The organism is Rhodococcoides corynebacterioides NBRC 14404, assembly GCF_001894765.1.
GTDB lineage: Bacteria > Actinomycetota > Actinomycetes > Mycobacteriales > Mycobacteriaceae > Rhodococcoides > Rhodococcoides corynebacterioides.
The window spans coordinates 23752-42182 of sequence record NZ_BCWV01000003.1 but is presented as its reverse complement, the minus strand read 5'-3'; the positions used below and the strand labels follow the sequence as shown (position 1 = coordinate 42182).

Genomic DNA, 18431 nt, shown 5'->3' with positions numbered 1-18431 from the left:
CGATGGGCGTGGCCCCGACGTCCGAGGGGCTGCAGTTTCTACGGCCCGATGTCACCGCGAACGATGTACCGCCGGAGATGCTCTGGCCGCTGGACAGCCTCGTCGACGCAGGCGAGCTGATGGACTGGCGATCGCAACCTCTGGCTGTCGACCTCTCCGAACTACGGCACGAGGCGGAGTTCTACCGTCGTGAGTACGGCGTCGATGTAGAGCGACTGTTCACCGGCTACCGGCAGGAGTGGAACTCCTGGGCGAGGCGTCAGAGTCGAACCGCCGAGAGTGCCGAGCTGTTCGACGCTCTGGACGAGCTTCTTCAGTCCGGGGCGACATCGAGCAAGGAGCTGTACCTCGCTGCGTGGCGTCTGTACGTGCCGGAACTGGGAATCGACTCGCACGTGGTTCGTCGTCGAGTACAGCTTCGGTCGGTCGAGGCGAGCACGTCGCGGGCGGTCGCGACCGACGACCCCGTCGATGGGGGAAATCCGAGGTCCGACGAGCGGGGTCTTCTGCTTCGGGTTGATCTGGCGTCGTCGTTGTACTTCGACACAGAATCCGTGAGTGGGCTCCTCGACCAACCGGACACGCAAACGGCTATCCGCCCGAACTTGTTCGAGCGCAACGACCTTCCATTCGGCTCGCACGTTCGACAGCGGGTTCTGGCAGATGTGCGACCGGCGCTTGCTTCCGCGTTACGGGCGCGGAGGAACGACAACGTCGAATGGTCGTTGACGATGAGCCCCGCGTTACTGGTGCGGGATGCTCCGCCGTCGACAGAGGAGGACCCGCTACGGGACGTGAGAGCTCTGCGCAGTCGCCTCGACCAATGGCCCGACATCGTGGATGCAAGCGATCTGCTCATCCGGGGAGATCGCGAAGCACTGAGTGTTCTGGAAGCGCGGCTTGCTCGCGCGATGTCGTCACTCGGCATTCAGACACCCGACATCGGTTCCGATTCGCCGCTGTCGTCGACGGGCTCCGGCTCGTTACCGCCGGTGACCGGCGGCAAGTTCAGGGACCGAATGCGTGCGCGACTCGGTGCGGTGGATCCCCTGGTGCGGTTCCGGGACCGTCGCCGCGCGGCCGCGGATGCGGCCGAGCCAGCCGCGGCCGGCGTCGGAAACGCAGCGCACGACACGGTTTCTGCGAACAACACCATGGTGGTGGACGTCTCGGCCGCAGCCCCCACCGCTCCCGCTGAACCGGATGGCGCTCTCGCTCTCGACCCACGTCAGAAATCGGTGGCCGAGGCGGCTCCGTCCGACCGGTTGGTGGTCGTCGCCGGAGCAGGTCAGGGTAAGACCGAGGTTGTGGCGGCCCGGCTGGAGTTTTTCGCGACCGAGCACGAGTTCTCACTGTCCACGGAAGTTCTGGTCTTGAGCTTCTCGCGCGCGGCCGTCGCCGCCGTGCGTAGACGACTCGCGACCCGGGGGCTGGCCGGCGCGGAGATCCGAACCTTCGACTCCTTCGCGAGCCGTGTCATCATCGATGCCGGATTGGACCCGTCGGGGACGTTCGACAGACGGATCGAACAGGCAACCCGGTTGCTCGAGGACGATGAGACCGAGTTGCCCATGCTCGACGAACTCGGCCACATCATCCTGGACGAGGTCCAAGACCTCGTCGGGAAGCGGGCGCGCCTGGCGCTGGCACTGATCGAACGCGTGGGATCGGAGGTCGGATTCACCGCTCTCGGCGACCCGAACCAGGCACTGTACGACTTCCAGTTGACGGACGCCGAGCGCGTCGGCCACACGGAGATTCTCACGGAATTCGAACGCTTCGACGACACGCGGATCACGTCGCTCACCCGGAATTTCCGTGCACGCGGTGAAGTTCCACTCGCGGTTGTCGATCTCGGTCACCGTCTGCGGACCATGAACGACGGCACGAAGGCGCGGGCGGTCGTCGATGCGTTCATCGCAGAACTCACGCCCGTCGACCCGGAAGTATGGCTGGCCGATGTCTACCGCGCCGGGCGGACAACCGCCGTACTCACCAAGACCAACGGCGATGCGCTCCGGGTATCGCAGATGCTCACCGCGCTCAGAATTCGTCACACGCTGCGTCGACCCTCACAGGAGCAAGGCGCGAGCGCCTGGGTATCCGAACTGGCGCGGTTGTTGCCGCGTGCGGTGACTCGTCGCGACGAGGTCGTTGCGGCGCTCCGGTCGACGTCCGTGGCCGATCCGGATACGGCGTGGAGCGTCCTGAAAGACGCGGAAGGTGTGTTCCGGTCACCGGACGAGCTCGACATGTCTCGCATACGACGCGCTATCGGGGGTTACGGAATACCGACGGCACTGTTGGCCGACAACACGGAGGACGTCGTGGTGTCGACCGTGCATCGAGCGAAAGGCCTCGAGTTCGACCGCGTGTTCTTTCTCGACACCGACTGGGAGTCGGACCAGGACGACTTCGCGATAGCGCGGCGTAATTACGTGGCGTTGAGTCGAGCTCGCGACGAAGTTCGTCGCTGCAGTCCGAAGCCCGGGAATGCCCGGATGAAGAAGCAGGATGCGCCGCCCGGGCGGTGGATGGAGAGAGTTTACGGCCGAGGCGGACTGCGCGTCCGCGCCATCGAGTTCCGCAACGACGACGTCACGACGGATGTTCCGTTCTATACCGACGAGGTCGACTCGGTGCATGCCGCGCAGGCCCTCCTCGCGTCGGGTCGGTTGGCCGGCGCGCCCGTGACGCTGACTCTGGATACGGGGTGGAGCACGCGTGACGCTCCGATCTACCTCGTTCACGAGTCCGAGGGCGCGGCCTTCGCCCGCACCGACGAGGAGTTCGGACGCAGCGTCAGGAAACTCTTCGGCATCAGAAACTCCGCTTTTCCGATGGTGATGAACGGGGCGACCGTGATGACGGTGGAGTCCGTGACGGGTTCGCCCGAGGTCTGCGCCGAAGCGGGATTGGGTGAATCCGGCATCTGGCTGGCACCCCGACTGTCGGGGTTGGTGCGTCCGCAATGGGACTCGAAGTGGGACGGAAGAGCATGACGAACACGAATGACCAGCTCGAGTCGATGTACGCCTTCCGGGCAGAGATGGTCGACCAACTGACGAAGGATCTGTTCGGTCCGGGGCTCGGTGACGACGAGGTCCTGGACGAGCTGCCATTGGACCGATACGTGGTGGGCGTGCTGTGGCCGACGGAAGACGAGCTCCAGGAAGAACCCGAGCCGGACAGCGCCGAGTCCGACTCCGAGGACAGCGCCGGCGACACGCCCGTTGCTCAGTCGATGATGCGGTATCCGTCGTCGATGGGTTTGACGTTCACCGTGGACGCGAACTCGGTGGAGTCCGTGAGCATCGACATCGCCGCAGCCCGGTACGTGCCGTCCGTCGACGTGGACGAGCCTCCGGAGGACACAACAGGACGCCGACGAGGCCGGACGAAGCCGTCATCGTGGACCCGCGCTGCAGCGCAGATCGATACGGTCGTCCACCCGATCGCGACGGTGGGCACCATGACGCGAGACGTGGCACCCGGACTTCAGCTGTACACGCTCACGCGCACACCGCGGAACGGCACGGTCACGATCTCCGCAATTCTTCGGAACACCGCCAGAACCGGCAAGGGCGAACTTCGTGACGCGCATGCATGGTTTCAAGCCGAAATCTTGGTGAGCACCGCCCCGGCGGCGCTGCTCGACCGTGGTGCTCCCAACCGCCTTGGCGACGACCCCGATCTGCAGAGTGCCGACCTGATGTATCGCAACGCGAGAACATTCGGCATCGGTCATGGTTGTGCGGTCACCTGGGACGCCTCGCCGCGGGCGGCGACCGATCGGATCCGGACGACGCAGCTGCCGGCATTCGAGGTGTCGCGGGCGCGTCCCGGCCCAGCGGACGGGATCGATCTGCGGATGTCGACCCTGGGCCGGAAGGACGCAGCGACCGTCGTTCACAACCTGGGTTTGTTGGTCGAGTCCTACCGCGCGTGGATCGACGAACGTCATGCGGCGGTGAGTGCAGACCGGGCCGATGTCGCCTACGAACTCAAGCCCACGGCCGACCGACACTTCGAGCAGGCGCGCGAAGCCGCCGATCGGATCGAGGCCGGTATCCGTCTCCTGTCCACCGACAACGACGTCTTCGCCGCATTTCAGCTGGCCAACCGCGCGATGCAAGCACAGCGGGCGCGACAGGTCTGGGTGCGGGCGGGTGCTACCGGCCCGGTTGACGATGGCGCGGACCAGACGTGGTACCCGTTCCAGATTGCCTTCGTCCTGCTCAATTTGCCTGGTCTGGCCGACCCCGCCCACTCGGACCGCGATGTGGCGGATCTGCTGTGGTTCCCCACCGGCGGCGGTAAGACCGAGGCGTATCTCGGTCTGGTCGCGTTCATCTTGCTGCTCCGTCGTATCCGAGACGACGGCGCCATCGGGGTGGCGGTCATCATGCGATACACACTGCGTCTGTTGACCATTCAGCAGTTCGAGCGCGCGACGATGTTGATGTGCGCGTTGGAACGGGTGCGCGCCGACCGCGGTGAACTCGGTTCGAGGCCGTTCGCCATCGGTCTCTGGGTCGGACGTGGGGGAACGCCCAACACGCATGACGACGCCAAGAAGGCTCTTCGAGCGCTTCGGTCCGGAACGGAAATCACCGAGTCGAATCCCGTTCAGCTGACGCAGTGCCCGTGGTGCGGCAGAGCGCTCGATCACACGAAGTACTCGCTGGTGGTCGGTCCCGGCGCCAGGCTGCGGATTGCGTGCGGGAATTCCTCGTGCGAGTTCTCCTCGGGCCTGCCTGTGTACGTCGTCGATCAGGACATCTACGAGTACCGCCCGGAACTCGTCCTCGGAACTGTCGACAAGTTCGCCATGATGGCCTGGCGACCGGAGGTGCGGAAACTCTTCGCGCGCGACGGTGTAGGCATTCCACCCGACCTGATCATTCAGGACGAGCTGCACTTGATCTCGGGTCCGTTGGGGTCGATGGTCGGTCTGTACGAGACCGCTGTCGACGCCGCGTGCTCGTCGCCGATCGACGGGACCGAACGACGATCACGCCCGAAGATCGTCGCGTCGACGGCAACCATTCGACGGTCGAGCTCGCAGATCAAGAGTGTGTTCGACCGAGACTCCCGACAATTCCCGCCGCCCGGCATCGACCCCGATCAGTCGTTCTTCGCCGAGCCCGCTCCGCGCGAGATGGCCGGCACTCGAATGTACGTCGGTGTGATGAGCCCGGGAACGAGTCATGCGACGCTGATGGTCCGAACCTACGGAGCCCTCCTGCAGGCGGGCCAGGACGTCGATGCCGACCCGGCCGTTCGGGATCCCTATTGGACTCTGTTGGGATACTTCAACAGTCTTCGTGTTCTGGGCAGCGCCTTGCTGCAGGTCGAAGGTGACGTCCGCGAGCGGCTGGGTGTGGTTGCTCGTCGGTCGGGATCGACTGCCCGCACCCTGCAACCGTCGAACGAGCTGACCAGCCGAGTTGCGTCCGCCGAAATCCCTCGGCGTCTCAAAAGCTTGGAGCAGCAGTACGGTTCCGGCTCGGCCGATGACGTCGTGCTCGCGACGAACATGATCTCGGTCGGTGTCGACATCGACCGGCTGGGTTTGATGACGGTGATGGGTCAGCCGCAGTCGAGCTCCGAGTACATTCAGGCCACGAGCCGGGTGGGCCGGAAGTACCCGGGGCTGGTGGTGACGATTCTCAACTCCGCACGATCCAGGGACCGTTCGCACTTCGAGAACTTCGTTCCCTTCCACCAGGCGATGTACCGGGCCGTCGAGGCCACGAGCGCAACCCCGTTCGCCGCTCGCGCTCGTGACCGCGGACTGCACGGTGTCTTCGTGTCCATGGCGCGGTTGATGATCGATGCCATGTCGGGAGAAGGCGGCGCTGCGGCTGCTCCCGCGGAGGAGCACAAGCTCCGGGAATTGATCGACGCCATCGAGCGGCGCGTGCAAGCGACCGCGCCGGAGGAGGTCGAGGACACCGTCGAACAGTTGAACGCGATGCTGCAGGTGTGGATGGACGAAGCCGGCGGCCGTAGCGCGTTCAAGTTCCGTGACACGAAGGCGCCCACCGAGGCGTTACTGGTCGAGCCCGGCGCGGCCTTGACGGACGTCGACATCGAGTACACGCAGACCGAGACACCGTGGCCCACGTTGATGAGCTTGCGTGATGTGGACGCCGAAAGTGCGCTCTACCCGATCAAGATGAGGAGTCACACATGAGCGTGGCCAACGCTCGACGCACCCAGCTGCTCAGCACCTACGGAGTGGGAAGCCTGTTCCCTTCCGATACGACGAGCTACATGATCGCCGGGATTCACGAATGGAAGCCTCGCGATGCCGACACGATTTCGGAGCCGCGTCTGGCGCGCAGTCTCAACGTGTCCGAGCTGAAGTCCCCGCCGGCGGGTTCGAAGACCAAGAGGGACGTCCCGGTCATTCGCTTCCCGATCACTCAGGTCTGCCCGTCCTGCCGCCGCATCGACTCGATACGAGAACTGTCGAAGGACCCGGCGAAGACTCAGTGCACCTGCGAGAAAAAGGCGGAACTGAGCCCGTTTCGATTGGTGGTCGCCTGCACCCGCGGCCACATCGACGAGTTCCCGTATTACAGGTGGCTGCACAAGGGTCAGGACTCCTGCAAGGGCCAGAAGATGCACCTGAGGGCGGGCGGCCGCACATCGTCGCTGGCCGACCTCGAGCTCACCTGTACGTGTGGTGTCGACCCGCGGTCCCTGGATGGATCGGTGGGTCCGAAGGCCCTGGCGGAGTTCGGAACCTGCAGCGGTCGTCGCCCGTGGTTGGGGCCCGACGCGACGCAGCCCTGCGACGAAATCCCACGGGCCGTGCAGCGCGGTGCGTCGAATGTCTGGTTGCCGGCGGTTCGGTCCGCTATTTCGATCCCGCCCTATTCGCAGGCGCTGGCGAAGTTCGTCACGAGACACTGGGCGGCGTTGGAGGACCCGGCGGCCGTGACGCCGGCATTGCTGGCGAGCCTGGCGAGACATTCTCGATTCACCGCACAGCAAATCGAGTCCGAGGTCGAGCGTCGACGGGGTGAGCAGGTCGACGACCTGCTCACCGAGGAGGCGCTGCGAAGGCAGGAATATCGTGCGCTTGTCGAGGGTCGGGAGCAGGACGGCTTGGACGACGACTTCGTCTGCCTGGCGCGCGAGGTTCCGGTCGATCTCGAACACGTGATCGCCGACGTTCGCAAAGTGACTCGTCTGCGTGAGGTGCGGGCTCTCTACGGTTTCACTCGACTGTCCGAGGAGACCGGCGAGGAGAATCTGTGCGCGTTGACCCCGGACCGCGTCCACTGGCTTCCGGCCGTCGAGGTGATCGGTGAAGGGGTCTTCCTCACGTTCCACCGAGACGAGCTCGAGCGGTGGGCGGGGAAGTCCTTCGCACAGGAACGGTGGACTCTGTTCACCTCTGCGACCAAGGGCCGCTCTCCGTGGCAGCAGCTGGGGGACGTCTCCGGTGTGATCGCAGTGGCGCTGCATACCTTCGCGCACGTGATCATCGACCAGATGGCGTTGACCGCCGGTTATCCGGCCGCGTCGCTGCGCGAGCGGCTGTACGTCGACGACGAGATGGCCGGTTTTCTCGTCTACACAGCGAGTTCCGATTCAGCTGGGAGCCTCGGCGGCGTTGCCTCGCAGGCGGAGTCGGACCGACTGGGCCCCGCTCTCCTCGAAGGGCTGCGTCGTTTGTCGTGGTGCTCCGCCGACCCGGTGTGTATCGAATCGCGCGGAGCTGGAGTCGACGCCATGAACCTCGCGGCGTGTCACGCGTGCGTCCTCGTCCCGGAGACGTCCTGCGAATGCGGCAATCGTTACCTCGATCGCGCCTTGCTCTTCGGAACCCCGGAGGGCGGCCACGAGAACGACGGACTGTTCAGCGACGTGGTGTTCGACGTCTGATCAGTGGAAAGCGCGGTCTCTGTTGCGTGTCGCCTCGGTGCTTTCGAGGATGCGGTCACGGAGCCTCGACACCGTTTTCCACTTCATGGCTCGCTTGTCGGGATCCATGCCGTACTGATGGATGACGTCGCGCAGCTGGTCGAGCGAAAGCTCGGCCAGCCGGGACCGCAAGGCATCTCGTCCGTCCGACCGAAAGACGTCGAACGGGTCGAGGACGGCGGGAGTGCGGGCCGATCGCGTACGCGTCGCCGCGGACCGAGCGCGCGTCGGCGACGACGTCCGCCCCGAATCGACCACTCGCGCAGCGGCACTGACGAACTGGGTGTTCTCGCCGCGCATGGCGTCGGCGGCCAGCCGCGCCATGGTGAGGACGACGACCGCGGCGTCCGGATCGACCGCTGCCAACTGGTCGATGCCGGCGTCGAACTGCGCCCGCGCTTCGGAGACCGGTCCGGGTTGATTCATATGTAGATCTTCGCATTCATCATCACGTGTTCGGTCAGGTCTTCCAACGTTTCGAAGACCTCGCCCCCGCCGTACCGTTTGGCCAGCGTGCCGCTACTACCCGAGCCGAAGTCGGCCGCACCGGCGATCGCGATGGCGTCGGGAACCCAGAACGGGATCACGTTCGGGGGACGCTCGGTGGTACTGCGATCTTCCGGTCGCTGGGCGTCGAAGTCCAGTGCGGCGTTCTGCAGCCGTTGAATGGTCGTGCGGTGGAGGTTGGTGCTCTTCCGATACTTCGTGATGATGAGCCCGAGGGCCTTGAGGCTGTGGCCGGACTTCTCCGCGAACGCCGCGACCCGTTTCTGGATCTGCGGGATTCCATAGGTGGACAGAACATCCGGGATGGTCGGGATGACATATGCGTCGGCCACCATCAGACCGTTGCGGGTCACGATGCCCATATTGGGCGGGCAGTCGATGAGTATGTAGTCGTAGTCGTCTGCCACCGGGTCGACGGCGTTCTTCAGGACCGACAGTGGTTCCAGCGAGTCGGGCTCGTCGTATTGCCACGCGGCGACCTCCTCGGAGATATCGATCATGTCGAGAGACGAGGCAAGGAGATCGATACCGGTGACGCTTCGGAGCGGCGAGACGTCACGCTGAATGGCCCTGTCGATGTCGAACGCGGGAGCCCGCGAGTCCAAGGCCTGCTCGAACAGCGCCTTGATGGTCCGGTGCGAGCCGTTCAACTCGTGCCAGCGATCACTGCCGATCATCATGGTGGTGAGGTTCGTCTGCGGATCGAGGTCGATGAGCAGCACCCGCTTCTCGAAGCTGCCGGCCATGATCTCGGCCATCGCCGCCGTCATCGTCGACTTGCCGACTCCACCCTTGAGGTTGATCGTGGCAATTGCGGTGACCATGGCGGTGCTGTCCCTCTCGCTCTGAACTCACCGCGGACCGAGCGGTTCGTGGACTCTCCGACTCTACGATGGTCGACCGACAAGGCTGTGTGGAGGGCGTCGCGCGTTGCGTCCGGGCTACGCCGAGAGTCCCATCGTCGAACGCAGCCACGGTGAAGAACGGCGCGGCCATTCCGCCCACTTGCACGGCCGTCATGGCTAGATTGAATCGAGACCGGGTGACACGAGGATGGGAATCGAGACATGTCAGTGACACTGGCCAAGGGTGGGAATGTCTCACTCAGCAAGGAAGCGCCCAGCCTGACGGCAGTCACGATTGGGCTGGGCTGGGACGTTCGAACGACCAGCGGTGGCGCCTACGACCTGGATGCCAGCGCGATTGCGCTCGACTCGTCTCGTCGCGTGCTGAGTGACGAGTTCTTCGTGTTCTACAACAATCTTCGATCGCCGGACGGCGCGATCGAGCACACCGGCGACAACCGGACCGGCGAAGGTGACGGCGACGACGAGAGCATCGACGTCGACTTGGCTGCTCTGTCGCCCACCGTCGACTCCATCGTGTTCCCGGTGTCCATTCACGACGCCGAGGCGCTTCGTCAGAATTTCGGCCAGGTGGTGAACGCGTTCATCCGGGTCGTGGACAAATCCGACGGCCGGGAACTCGCCCGTTTCGACCTCAGTGAGGACGCGTCGACCGAGACGGCCATGGTGTTCGGCGAGCTCTATCGTCGCGACGACGAGTGGAAGTTCCGCGCCATCGGACAGGGCTACGCCTCGGGTCTGGCAGGTATCGCGCGGGACTACGGAATCAACGTCTGAGGCAGAACCTCCGGACCAGCGGATCGTGCCGTCGAGCGGCGCGCACCGACGGTCCTCCGTGCCTACGACCGAGTCCGGCGACGGGCCGGCTACGACAAGGACATGCGCAGTGGACCCGTTCTACGAAGTGTTCGCGGGCTGGGCGAGAAAGACCTCGCTCGACTCCGCCATCAAGAGTTTCACCGGTCGGCTGAGGCCCGACGAGCTCGAAAGTTTCGTCGAGGAGTACCGCAACGAGGTGGCCACGGTCATCAACGAGGGACCACCCATCATTCACGGGCCGCGCGAGCCGTGGTACGCCGGACCGAATGCGTCCGCCGACACGTACTGGCCGGCCCTCGAGCGGTACATCCGCACGGATCTCGCTTGGCCCGAGAAGCGGGTCACCACGTTGGACCGGTCGTCGAACAAAGTGATTGCCTACACTCCGCGCCCCAACGCGACGGACTGGGACTCGAAGGGACTGGTCGTCGGGTACGTCCAGTCGGGCAAGACCACGAACTTCACCGCGGTGATCGCCAAGGCCGCCGACGTCGGCTACAAGTTCGTCATCGTTCTCTCCGGCATCCACAATGGTCTCCGCAAACAGACGCAGGAACGCTTGGACGAGCAGCTCCACCAGCTGACACCCTCCAAGTGGAAGCAACTGACCAACGCGGACGGGGACTTCAAGGCTCCGACGATGCAGTCCACGTCGCTGCTGCACGTCGACGACAGCGGTGTGATCCTGGCCGTGGTGAAGAAGAACGCCGCGGTGCTGAAGCGCCTGGACAAGTGGCTCCAGCCCGCCGTGAAGCAACGCGCACTCGGCGATGTGCCGACTCTGGTTATCGACGACGAGGCGGATCAGGCGAGCGTCGAGACTCGCATTATCAACCCGCTCATCAGGGGAATCATCGCCAAGCTACCGAAGAGCACCTACATCGGATACACGGCGACACCGTTTGCCAACGTGCTGATCGACCCCGGTGCCGGCGATCTCTACCCGAAGGACTTCATCCTCAATCTGCCCGAGCCGGACGGCTATTTCGGTACCGAGAGAATCTTCGGCAGAGACGTGGTCGAAGGCGACGAGGCGAATGGGGTCGAACTCGACGGGTCCAATATGGTCCGAATCATCCCGGACGAGGATGTCGACGACGTCCGCCCGTCGGGCAAGAGTGCTGCGAAGGCGTTCATCCCGTCGATACCGCCCACTCTCGACGACGCCCTGACGTGGTTCGTCCTGGCGACCGCCGCCCGACGTGCCCGCGGCGACGAGGGTCACGCAACGATGCTGATCCACACGTCGGTGAAGGCCGACATCCACGATCAGTTCCGGGGACCGCTCGGCGCCTTCGTTTCCGGTCTAGCCAGAAAGTGGGAGACCGGAGATTCCGCCACCGTGGAACGACTGGCGTCTCAGTGGGACAAGGAAACTGCGCTGGTGACGGCGGGAACGTTCGGGCTGGTACCGCTGGTGTTCGACGATCTTCGTCCGTTCGTCGGTGACGTCCTCGGTCGATGCCGCGTCGTCATCGACAACTTCCGCAGCGACGACCGTCTGGACTATTCCGAGGACGGTCAGGTGGCGATCGCGGTGGGAGGCAACACCCTGAGTCGAGGGCTGACCCTCGAGGGACTGACCGTCAGTTACTTCGTCCGGGCTGCCGGCGCATACGACACCCTGTTGCAGATGGCTCGGTGGTTCGGCTTCCGGTTCGGGTACGAGGATCTGCCCAGAATATGGATGACCGAGGAACTGCGCCAATGGTTCCGGCATCTGGCGACCGTCGAACGGGAGATTCGTCTCGACATCGAACGATACGAGTCGGAGGACCTGACGCCAACCGAATTCGGTGTGCGCATCCGGACGCATCCCACCCTGCGGATCACTGCCAAGTTGGGTGCCGCCATTCCGGCGTACGCGTCCTACGGCGGGCGGCGGGTGCAGACCCGATACTTCCGCACGCAGGACGAAGACTGGTTGCTGCGCAACGTCGACGCTGCTGACGGTCTTCTGTCCCGAGTCAGGACCAAGGGGATCGAGCCCAGAACAGTCGACTCGGGGGCTGTGTTGTTCGAGGGTGTCGACGCCGACGACGTGATGAGCTTCCTGAATAGCTATGTTGTGCATCCCGATTCGCCGGATCTCGATGCAGACTTGATCGGCAAGTACGTTGCCAAGCAACGCCGTCGGGGGAGTCTCGACACGTGGAACCTCGCCGTGATGGCAGCGGAGCCAGGCTCGGAGCGGGGGACCGTGCGGCTCGGCGGAATGGAGTTCGGCCGCATAGCGCGATCGCAACTAAAGATGGACGGGGTCGAACGCGCCGACATCAAGACATTGATGTCGAAGGATCATCGTGCGGTCGATTTCCTCGACCAATCAGTGGCCAGGAAAATGAGTGAGAACGCGCTGATGGACGCGCGTGACAAACATGCGGAGGTCAAGTCGAAGGGGCTGATACTCCTGTATCCCATCGACCCCACGTCGGAGCCGGACAAGGCGAACAAGGACTCGAGGAATCCACTGAACGCGGCTGCCGACGTGATCGGCCTTGCGCTCGTGTTTCCAGGATCGGCGAACGACGACAGCAAAGTCAGCCATACCTTGGTGAGCGTCGATCTCACGGATGCCGAGATCGAATCCGACGACGGCGAGTTGGCTGCGCTGACCGGATCCGACGGGTGAGTTCGATGACCGTCTCGACCGGGGCCACCTGGTGGTCGCAGCGTGTTGCTGCCGAGGGATCGACCGCATCCGAGGGCATTCGTCGTCAATTGGGAAAGCCCAAGCTCGATCCGCTGACGGTGCTGGTTCGCGAGGCGGCGCAGAACAGTTGCGACGCAGCGCTGCCCGGCCACGATGTCGAGTTCAACGTCCAGATCCGTCAGTTGTCCGGTAGGAGGCTCGAGGGCTGGCGGAACTTCCTGCTGCCCGGTCCCGACGGTGCCGACCTGGGATTGTCCCAGGCCATGACCTCCGATCCGACCGTGCTCATCATTTCCGATCGGGGCACGACCGGCCTCGGGGGACCGCTCCGAGCGGATGAGCCTCCGCTCGACGGTGAGCGGGGTGATTTCGTCAAGTTCATACGGAACGTGGGGGAGCGGAAGGGTGTCGACCTCGGCGGAGGCTCCTACGGTTTCGGCAAGGGGATCCTCTACAACGTGAGCAAGTGCCACGTCATCGTCGCGGACAGCCAGTGTATGTTTCGGGGCAAGATGCAACGCCGACTGATCGGCGCCGCCATGGGCGACGGATTCGAGCACAAGGGCGTGCGCTTCACCGGTCGTCACTGGCTGGGAGTACGGGACGGGGATATCGCGCAGGCGCTGATCGACCGCGACGCCGAGGACATGGCGAATGCTCTCGGTTTGCCCAAATTCGCCGAAGGACAGACGGGCACGACCGTGGCCATCATCGCTGCCGACCTGGGGGCGGTGAGGACGGGAGAGTCCGAGGAGCCCCGCACACCTCAGGCGGCCGCGGAGTACATGGCGTCGACGATGATGTGGAATCTCTGGCCCAAGATGCTGGACGGTGTGGAGAACCGGCTGCGATGCTCGGTGAAGTTCGAGGGCTTCGCGGTCGAACTTCCCGCGCCGGAGTCCACCATCGAGTTGAGACCGTTCGTCGACGCGTTTCGCAAACTGTCCCGCGACGGTGAGTATGATGTTCCTCCGCGTCGTGCGAAACCGACCGAGATCGGACGATTCGCGAAAGTGGAGACGATGGCTCCGCTGTCACGGCATTCGCTGCTCGCGCTGGCCGCGCCGTTCACCGGGTCGGCACGTCACTGCGCGCGGATGCGGCAAGCGAACCTCGTCGTCGACTACGTTGCCGGGGAACCACACTCGAACGAGGCGGTCCAGTACGGCGCCGTGTTCAAGTCGGCGGTCGAGGCGGACCGGTACTTCGCGGACGCCGAACCGCCGACGCACGACGATTGGGTCACCAGTGGGCTGCACGGAACGGCATTAGGTGTCATCCGCTTGGCAGCCCGCTTCGTGAACGCCAATCTCAAGCCGATCTCCGTGGAGGCCGGTCCCGAGTCGCAACACGACGCCGCGCTCGCGCCCTTGGCGGGTCGATTGGCCGGCCTTGTCGGTGGCGTCGCGGAGGGTCGCTCGGCGTCCGGCGGGTCGGGTCGTGAGGGAGGTCATCGCGCCGGCCGGTCGCCCGGTTCCCGGATGTCGCGGCCGAAGGTGGTCGACGGTCCCGCACTGGTTGTCGAGGATGGTGTCGCCCTGGTGAAGGCGACCGTCGAAATGCCGGCGTGGTCCACCACCACGACGGTGACCGCCGAACCGTCCGTGGTGATCGACGGCGGGGTCGAGAGTCACGGGTTGTTGGACGCGCCCGTCGTGGTCGGCTGGACGAGCTCAGGCACGAACGAATTCCGACGGGGCGAGGATCTGAGAGTGAGTCCGCGGGACGAACGTCTGTGGGTCGTCTCGGTGCAGCCTCCGCACGATGCCGTCGTTCGTCTTGCCGTCTCGGTGGCCAAGGGGGGGTGACGAGATGACCGATGTGCGGCCGTATTTCGTTCCCGGCGCCGATGCCGTGACGGTGTCGGACTGGTCGCAGCTCGTGGACGGTACGTGGGAGTCGCTCGGAGAGGAGGTCGAGAACTGGGATTACCGCACAGATCTCCGTCTTCGCTGCGCGGTCGAGGCCGACGTCGCTCGCATCAGGGCAGACACGCATCTGACCGATGGCTCTCCTCTGGCATTTCACTTCGGTTGGCGTGCATCCGATACGTATCTCGTCGGACCCAGCACGCGGGTTCCCCTGGTGAACAGACAATTCGACGTCGAGATCGAGATCGATCCCCAGTTCGCCGGAGCGTCGATCGTCCTGACCCGTCGGCTGGTCCTCGAGCGCGATCGGTTCAGTCCTCGCGCCGGGGAAGCCTCCCGTGCCGGGTCGATCCTGTGGAGCCATGAGCAGCCGCTCCGACTGATGGGTCCGGAGGCGTTGTTTCCCACCGAGGTGGTGGACTTCGAAGCCTTCGGGATCGATCCCGGGGCGAGCTGGCACCTCGTGATGCCTGCGTCCCCGGACGAGCCGGCCATGGGCGCGCTGCTTCTCCTGCTGAACCCTCTCGACACCAAGCTGGTGAAGGCAGTGCAACGGGTCAAGAACCATTCGGACGAGCAGTTGGCTCTGATCGAGGGTATGGAGGAGGGCGTGGTCGACGAGATGGTGCGGTGGTCGTTGGCACACTGGGACGAGCTGGGAGAGTGCGATCCCGAATCGTTCGGTGCGGCGGCGCGCACCCTGACCTCACGTGTTCTCGACGAGCCTGCAGCATGGGCATCCGACGCTGTGCTGCGGTCGTCCATGGATCTCCGGAGCTCCATCGCCGCCGGTACACGCGCCATCGGCTTCGGGAGGTCGCTGTCGTGACGGAGCTGTGGCCACGCCTCGGTCTCGCGCCCGCGACGGTGGCTTACCGCGCGCTGGAGGGCGAGCCTGCACAGCTGGCTGTCGCGGCCCGGACCAAGCATCCTCAGATGACGTACGCGGCGACGGGTGGTCGACGCATCGGCGAAACCGGGGTCCGGCAGTTGGCGGAGGCGGTGCGTGCCAACGCCGAGGACTTCGGGTACCCGTACGAGGTCGACACCGCCGATCTGGTTCGGTTCGACCGGGTTGCTGCGGAGACCGTTCACAAGACGATGAACATCACGGCAGTGGAGGCCGGGACCCGCGGCGTGTGGTCGTTCCTGTCGGTGGTCGCGATGCCGGACATCACACAGTGGCGGTTCCCGAACCGGAACGTCGAGCGATGGATCGCCACGGACCTGACCCGGCACATGTTCGCCCGATTGTGGTGGCAAGCGACGACTTTCATGGTGGTCACCGAGGCCGGGCATGACTACTCGCTTCTGCGAAGCCTCTCGGAAAGCGACCTCAATCAGATCACCGAGCGACGGTCCATCGCCGGGGTCACACCCCTCGCTCGATCCATTGCCCGCGTCGCACTCGACCTGGGTTCGACCGACAGCCGACGTGCGGTTTTCCGCGAAGCGGTCCCGCGGCTGCGGAGACTGATGGCGTTCGTCGACTTCGCCACCCTGTCGGACGATCAGCTCGACGACCGGGTGCGATCGGTGTTCGGTGCAGCAGCGTCGGCGGTCCGTGGACCGGCCTGATGTTTCCGTGTCAGGACGAGTCGGAGTCACCCGGCGGGGCTCCGACGGTGTCGTAGACTCCGCCATCATGACCGACACCATCCACGAAGCATTCGATGGTGCGGGTCATGCGGTGGTGGATCTATTCGCCGGCCCCGGCGGACTGGATGTGGCCGCGACCTGGCTCGGGCTGCCGGTACACGGTATCGAGTGGGACGCCAACGCCAATGCCACCCGCCGGAACGCCGGTCTCGATACCTCCGAAGGGGACGTGCGCGATCACGGTCCGGCACGGTTTCCCGGCGCGACCATCCTGACCGGTGGCCCCCCTTGTCAGACCTTCACGGTGGCCGGCTCGGGTAGCGGGCGGGCTGCCCTGACCGAGCTCCGGGCTCTGGTCGGCCGCATGGCCGAGCAGGAGGACGTCAGTGCGTCGTTGACGATGCTGGAAGACGAGCGGTCGGGGCTGGTGCTCGAACCGCTGCGTTGGATACTCGAGGCCCTGCGTGAAGAGCGCCCGTTCGAGGCCGTGGTGTTGGAGCAGGTGCAAGCGGCACTCCCGGTGTGGCGGGCGATGGAACCGGTCCTCACCGCAGTGGGCTACCACGTGAAGTGTGCGGTCCTGCGCACCGAGGAGTTCGGTGTTCCCCAGACCCGTCGACGAGCAGTTCTGCTGGCGAATCGGGTCAGGCCGCCGCAGATGCCGACGCCCACCCATCAGCGCTACCGACGGGGTGTCGCGCGGCTGTCCACCGGCAGCGATCCGCGACCGTGGGTGTCGATGGGGGACGTGCTGTCGCGACCGGAGCCGTTCGAGGTCATCTCCAACTACGGCACCGGTGGCGATCCGTCGCTCCGCGGACGGCGTAGGTCGTCCGAACCTTCAGCCACGGTGACGGGAAAGGTCTCGCGTAATCGAATCGTGAACGCGCGCGGCGACTTCCTGTCCAGGTTCACCGAACGGGAAGCCGGGATTCTGCAAACGTTCCCCGCGAACTACCCGTGGGCGTCGGCCGGGTGGGCGCAACAGGTGGGGAACGCGGTACCGCCGCGTTTGGGTGCCCACCTTCTCGCTGGGGCGCTCGGGTATTCCCTCGATTCGGCCGTTCTCGACACCGAAGCAAGTCGACCCTGGGTGGTCCGCGGTCGAGAAGCCGTCGACCTGGACGCGGTCGAACGGAGCCAGGTTGCGATCGGGGTGTCCTAGGTCCCCTCGGTGAAGGCCTTCGCGATGGCCGACACACTGCGGCTCTGATAGACCCACACATCCCCGCTGGGTAGGGACACAGGTTCCGGTTGACCGGCCAGCGTGATGATGTGTTTGGCCAGTCTGCTCAGGGAGAATCTCTTGTCGGGGTCGCCCGGCCACGTGAGCGGGCGAGCGTGATCTTCTCCCCAGACGGCGTGACTCAGGTCGGGGTTCGTGCTCTTCCATTCTTCGACTGCGGAGACGACGGTGCCGCTGATGTAGCCGGTCAAATCGAGTGTCAATTTTGCGCCGACCGGAATAAGCGAGTTCCGAACGGCGATCGATGCCACGCGCGGCCCGCGACTCCGCTCCGCAATGTCCTCGCGCGCCTCACGTTCCTCGGCGATGCGGGGCGCCAGCAGCCGGTCGTCCAAGTCGTCGACCGGCCAGATGCGGGAAAAACCCACCGACAGAGTGTTCGACGGTGCGCCGCTGGTGAAGAGCGAGTACTGGACGCACTCGACGGTGACGAGGCCGGCTGAGCGGTCGTTCAGCCACGACACGGTGCATATCCCTCGGCGGGTGTGGGTTCTGATTCCGACGTTCTCAAGTAGGCAGCGTGGACCGCTCCGAGGTCCTCGGCTGTAAATCGCGCCACCAAGGCTGCATACGTGAGGGCTTGCAGATGCACCCGTTTGTCGCCTCCCCGCTTCAGCTCCACGACGACAGGCGTGCCCTGCGAATCGAGCCCGAGGATGTCCAATCGCTCGGACGCGAGATCCCCCGCAGCCGATTGCCATCGCGCGAACTGCGTCGAAACGATCATCACGTCGTCGCCCAGGATTTCCGGGTGCGCCACGATCCACTGCTCGAGGTGGTCCACTTCGCGCAAGCCTTCGGCCTGCATGGTGGTCGAGCGCTGCGGAACGGCATCCGATCCACTGACGGTGAAGTACTGGGTCATTGGTGATCCTGGTGGTTCGCGGGGGCAGTGCATCGACCGTACCGAACGGTCATCCCGGATGCGC

The 18431-nt window shown here is 64.9% G+C and carries 13 protein-coding genes; 9 read left to right on the top strand and 4 right to left on the bottom strand.

Annotation, left to right across the window (positions count from 1 at the left end; all coding sequences use genetic code 11):
- Positions 1-2: 2 nt before the first annotated feature.
- Genes RC2_RS18390 through drmB form a run of 3 tightly spaced genes read left to right on the top strand, consistent with a single transcriptional unit; the run spans position 3 to position 7902 of the window.
- A complete protein-coding gene (locus tag RC2_RS18390) occupies positions 3-3002 on the top strand; it encodes a UvrD-helicase domain-containing protein (RefSeq protein ID WP_139277291.1) in 3000 nt (999 codons plus the stop codon).
- Positions 2999-6199, top strand: a complete 3201-nt coding sequence (locus RC2_RS05620) for a helicase-related protein (protein WP_068150560.1) — start codon at positions 2999-3001, stop codon at positions 6197-6199. The genes RC2_RS18390 and RC2_RS05620 overlap by 4 nt, the downstream gene beginning before the upstream one ends.
- Positions 6196-7902 carry an MrfA Zn-binding domain-containing protein gene (gene drmB / locus RC2_RS05615; RefSeq protein ID WP_068150557.1) on the top strand — a complete coding sequence of 569 codons (1707 nt, stop codon included), beginning with the start codon at positions 6196-6198 and terminating at the stop codon, positions 7900-7902. The genes RC2_RS05620 and drmB overlap by 4 nt, the downstream gene beginning before the upstream one ends.
- Here drmB and RC2_RS05610 read toward each other — a convergent pair whose 3' ends face one another.
- Complete coding sequence (locus RC2_RS05610; protein WP_068150555.1) at positions 7903-8367, bottom strand: hypothetical protein; 465 nt, start codon at positions 8365-8367, stop codon at positions 7903-7905.
- Positions 8364-9206, bottom strand: coding sequence for a ParA family protein (locus RC2_RS05605; protein WP_245810990.1), 843 nt, complete (start codon positions 9204-9206; stop codon positions 8364-8366). The genes RC2_RS05610 and RC2_RS05605 overlap by 4 nt, the downstream gene beginning before the upstream one ends.
- Positions 9207-9515: 309 nt before the next feature.
- On the opposite strand from RC2_RS05605, the gene RC2_RS05600 reads away from it, so the two are divergent.
- The 6 genes from RC2_RS05600 (at position 9516) to RC2_RS05575 (ending at position 17421) form a co-directional block, all read left to right on the top strand.
- Positions 9516-10091 (top strand): TerD family protein, encoded by a 576-nt coding sequence (locus RC2_RS05600; RefSeq protein ID WP_068150549.1) that lies wholly within the window; start codon positions 9516-9518, stop codon positions 10089-10091.
- Between the two features lie 109 nt (positions 10092-10200).
- Entirely contained in the window at positions 10201-12765 is a 2565-nt protein-coding gene (locus tag RC2_RS05595) for a Z1 domain-containing protein (RefSeq protein ID WP_068150545.1), read from the top strand.
- Between the two features lie 5 nt (positions 12766-12770).
- A complete protein-coding gene (locus RC2_RS05590; RefSeq protein WP_139277290.1) occupies positions 12771-14594 on the top strand; it encodes a hypothetical protein in 1824 nt (607 codons plus the stop codon).
- Between the two features lie 4 nt (positions 14595-14598).
- Positions 14599-15486, top strand: a complete 888-nt coding sequence (locus RC2_RS05585; RefSeq protein WP_068150541.1) for a hypothetical protein — start codon at positions 14599-14601, stop codon at positions 15484-15486.
- On the top strand, positions 15483-16235 hold the full coding sequence (locus RC2_RS05580; protein ID WP_068150538.1) for a DUF6339 family protein: 753 nt from the start codon (positions 15483-15485) through the stop codon (positions 16233-16235). Before RC2_RS05585 ends, RC2_RS05580 begins: the two co-directional genes overlap by 4 nt.
- A 67-nt stretch (positions 16236-16302) precedes the next feature.
- Positions 16303-17421 carry a DNA cytosine methyltransferase gene (locus RC2_RS05575; RefSeq protein WP_068150536.1) on the top strand — a complete coding sequence of 373 codons (1119 nt, stop codon included), beginning with the start codon at positions 16303-16305 and terminating at the stop codon, positions 17419-17421.
- On the opposite strand, the gene RC2_RS05570 is transcribed toward RC2_RS05575, so the two are convergent.
- The gene (locus RC2_RS05570; protein ID WP_068150533.1) at positions 17418-17966 is read right to left on the bottom strand and encodes a hypothetical protein; all 549 of its coding nucleotides are present in this window, start codon (positions 17964-17966) and stop codon (positions 17418-17420) included. The two genes, RC2_RS05575 and RC2_RS05570, sit on opposite strands and share 4 nt — an antisense overlap.
- Entirely contained in the window at positions 17954-18367 is a 414-nt protein-coding gene (locus tag RC2_RS05565) for a PDDEXK family nuclease (RefSeq protein ID WP_068150531.1), read from the bottom strand. Before RC2_RS05565 ends, RC2_RS05570 begins: the two co-directional genes overlap by 13 nt.
- Positions 18368-18431 lie beyond the last annotated feature (64 nt).

Bases quoted from the DNA above. Each gene is read 5' to 3' on its own strand.
- RC2_RS05605 (WP_245810990.1), bottom strand. From the start codon at position 9,206: ATGGCCGAGATCATGGCCGGCAGCTTCGAGAAGCGGGTGCTGCTCATC.
- RC2_RS05620 (WP_068150560.1), top strand. From the start codon at position 2,999: ATGACGAACACGAATGACCAGCTCGAGTCGATGTACGCCTTCCGGGCA.
- RC2_RS05565 (WP_068150531.1), bottom strand. From the start codon at position 18,367: ATGACCCAGTACTTCACCGTCAGTGGATCGGATGCCGTTCCGCAGCGC.
- RC2_RS05600 (WP_068150549.1), top strand. From the start codon at position 9,516: ATGTCAGTGACACTGGCCAAGGGTGGGAATGTCTCACTCAGCAAGGAA.
- RC2_RS05585 (WP_068150541.1), top strand. From the start codon at position 14,599: ATGACCGATGTGCGGCCGTATTTCGTTCCCGGCGCCGATGCCGTGACG.
- RC2_RS05575 (WP_068150536.1), top strand. From the start codon at position 16,303: ATGACCGACACCATCCACGAAGCATTCGATGGTGCGGGTCATGCGGTG.
- RC2_RS05610 (WP_068150555.1), bottom strand. From the start codon at position 8,367: ATGAATCAACCCGGACCGGTCTCCGAAGCGCGGGCGCAGTTCGACGCC.
- drmB (WP_068150557.1), top strand. From the start codon at position 6,196: ATGAGCGTGGCCAACGCTCGACGCACCCAGCTGCTCAGCACCTACGGA.
- RC2_RS05590 (WP_139277290.1), top strand. From the start codon at position 12,771: ATGACCGTCTCGACCGGGGCCACCTGGTGGTCGCAGCGTGTTGCTGCC.
- RC2_RS18390 (WP_139277291.1), top strand. From the start codon at position 3: ATGGGCGTGGCCCCGACGTCCGAGGGGCTGCAGTTTCTACGGCCCGAT.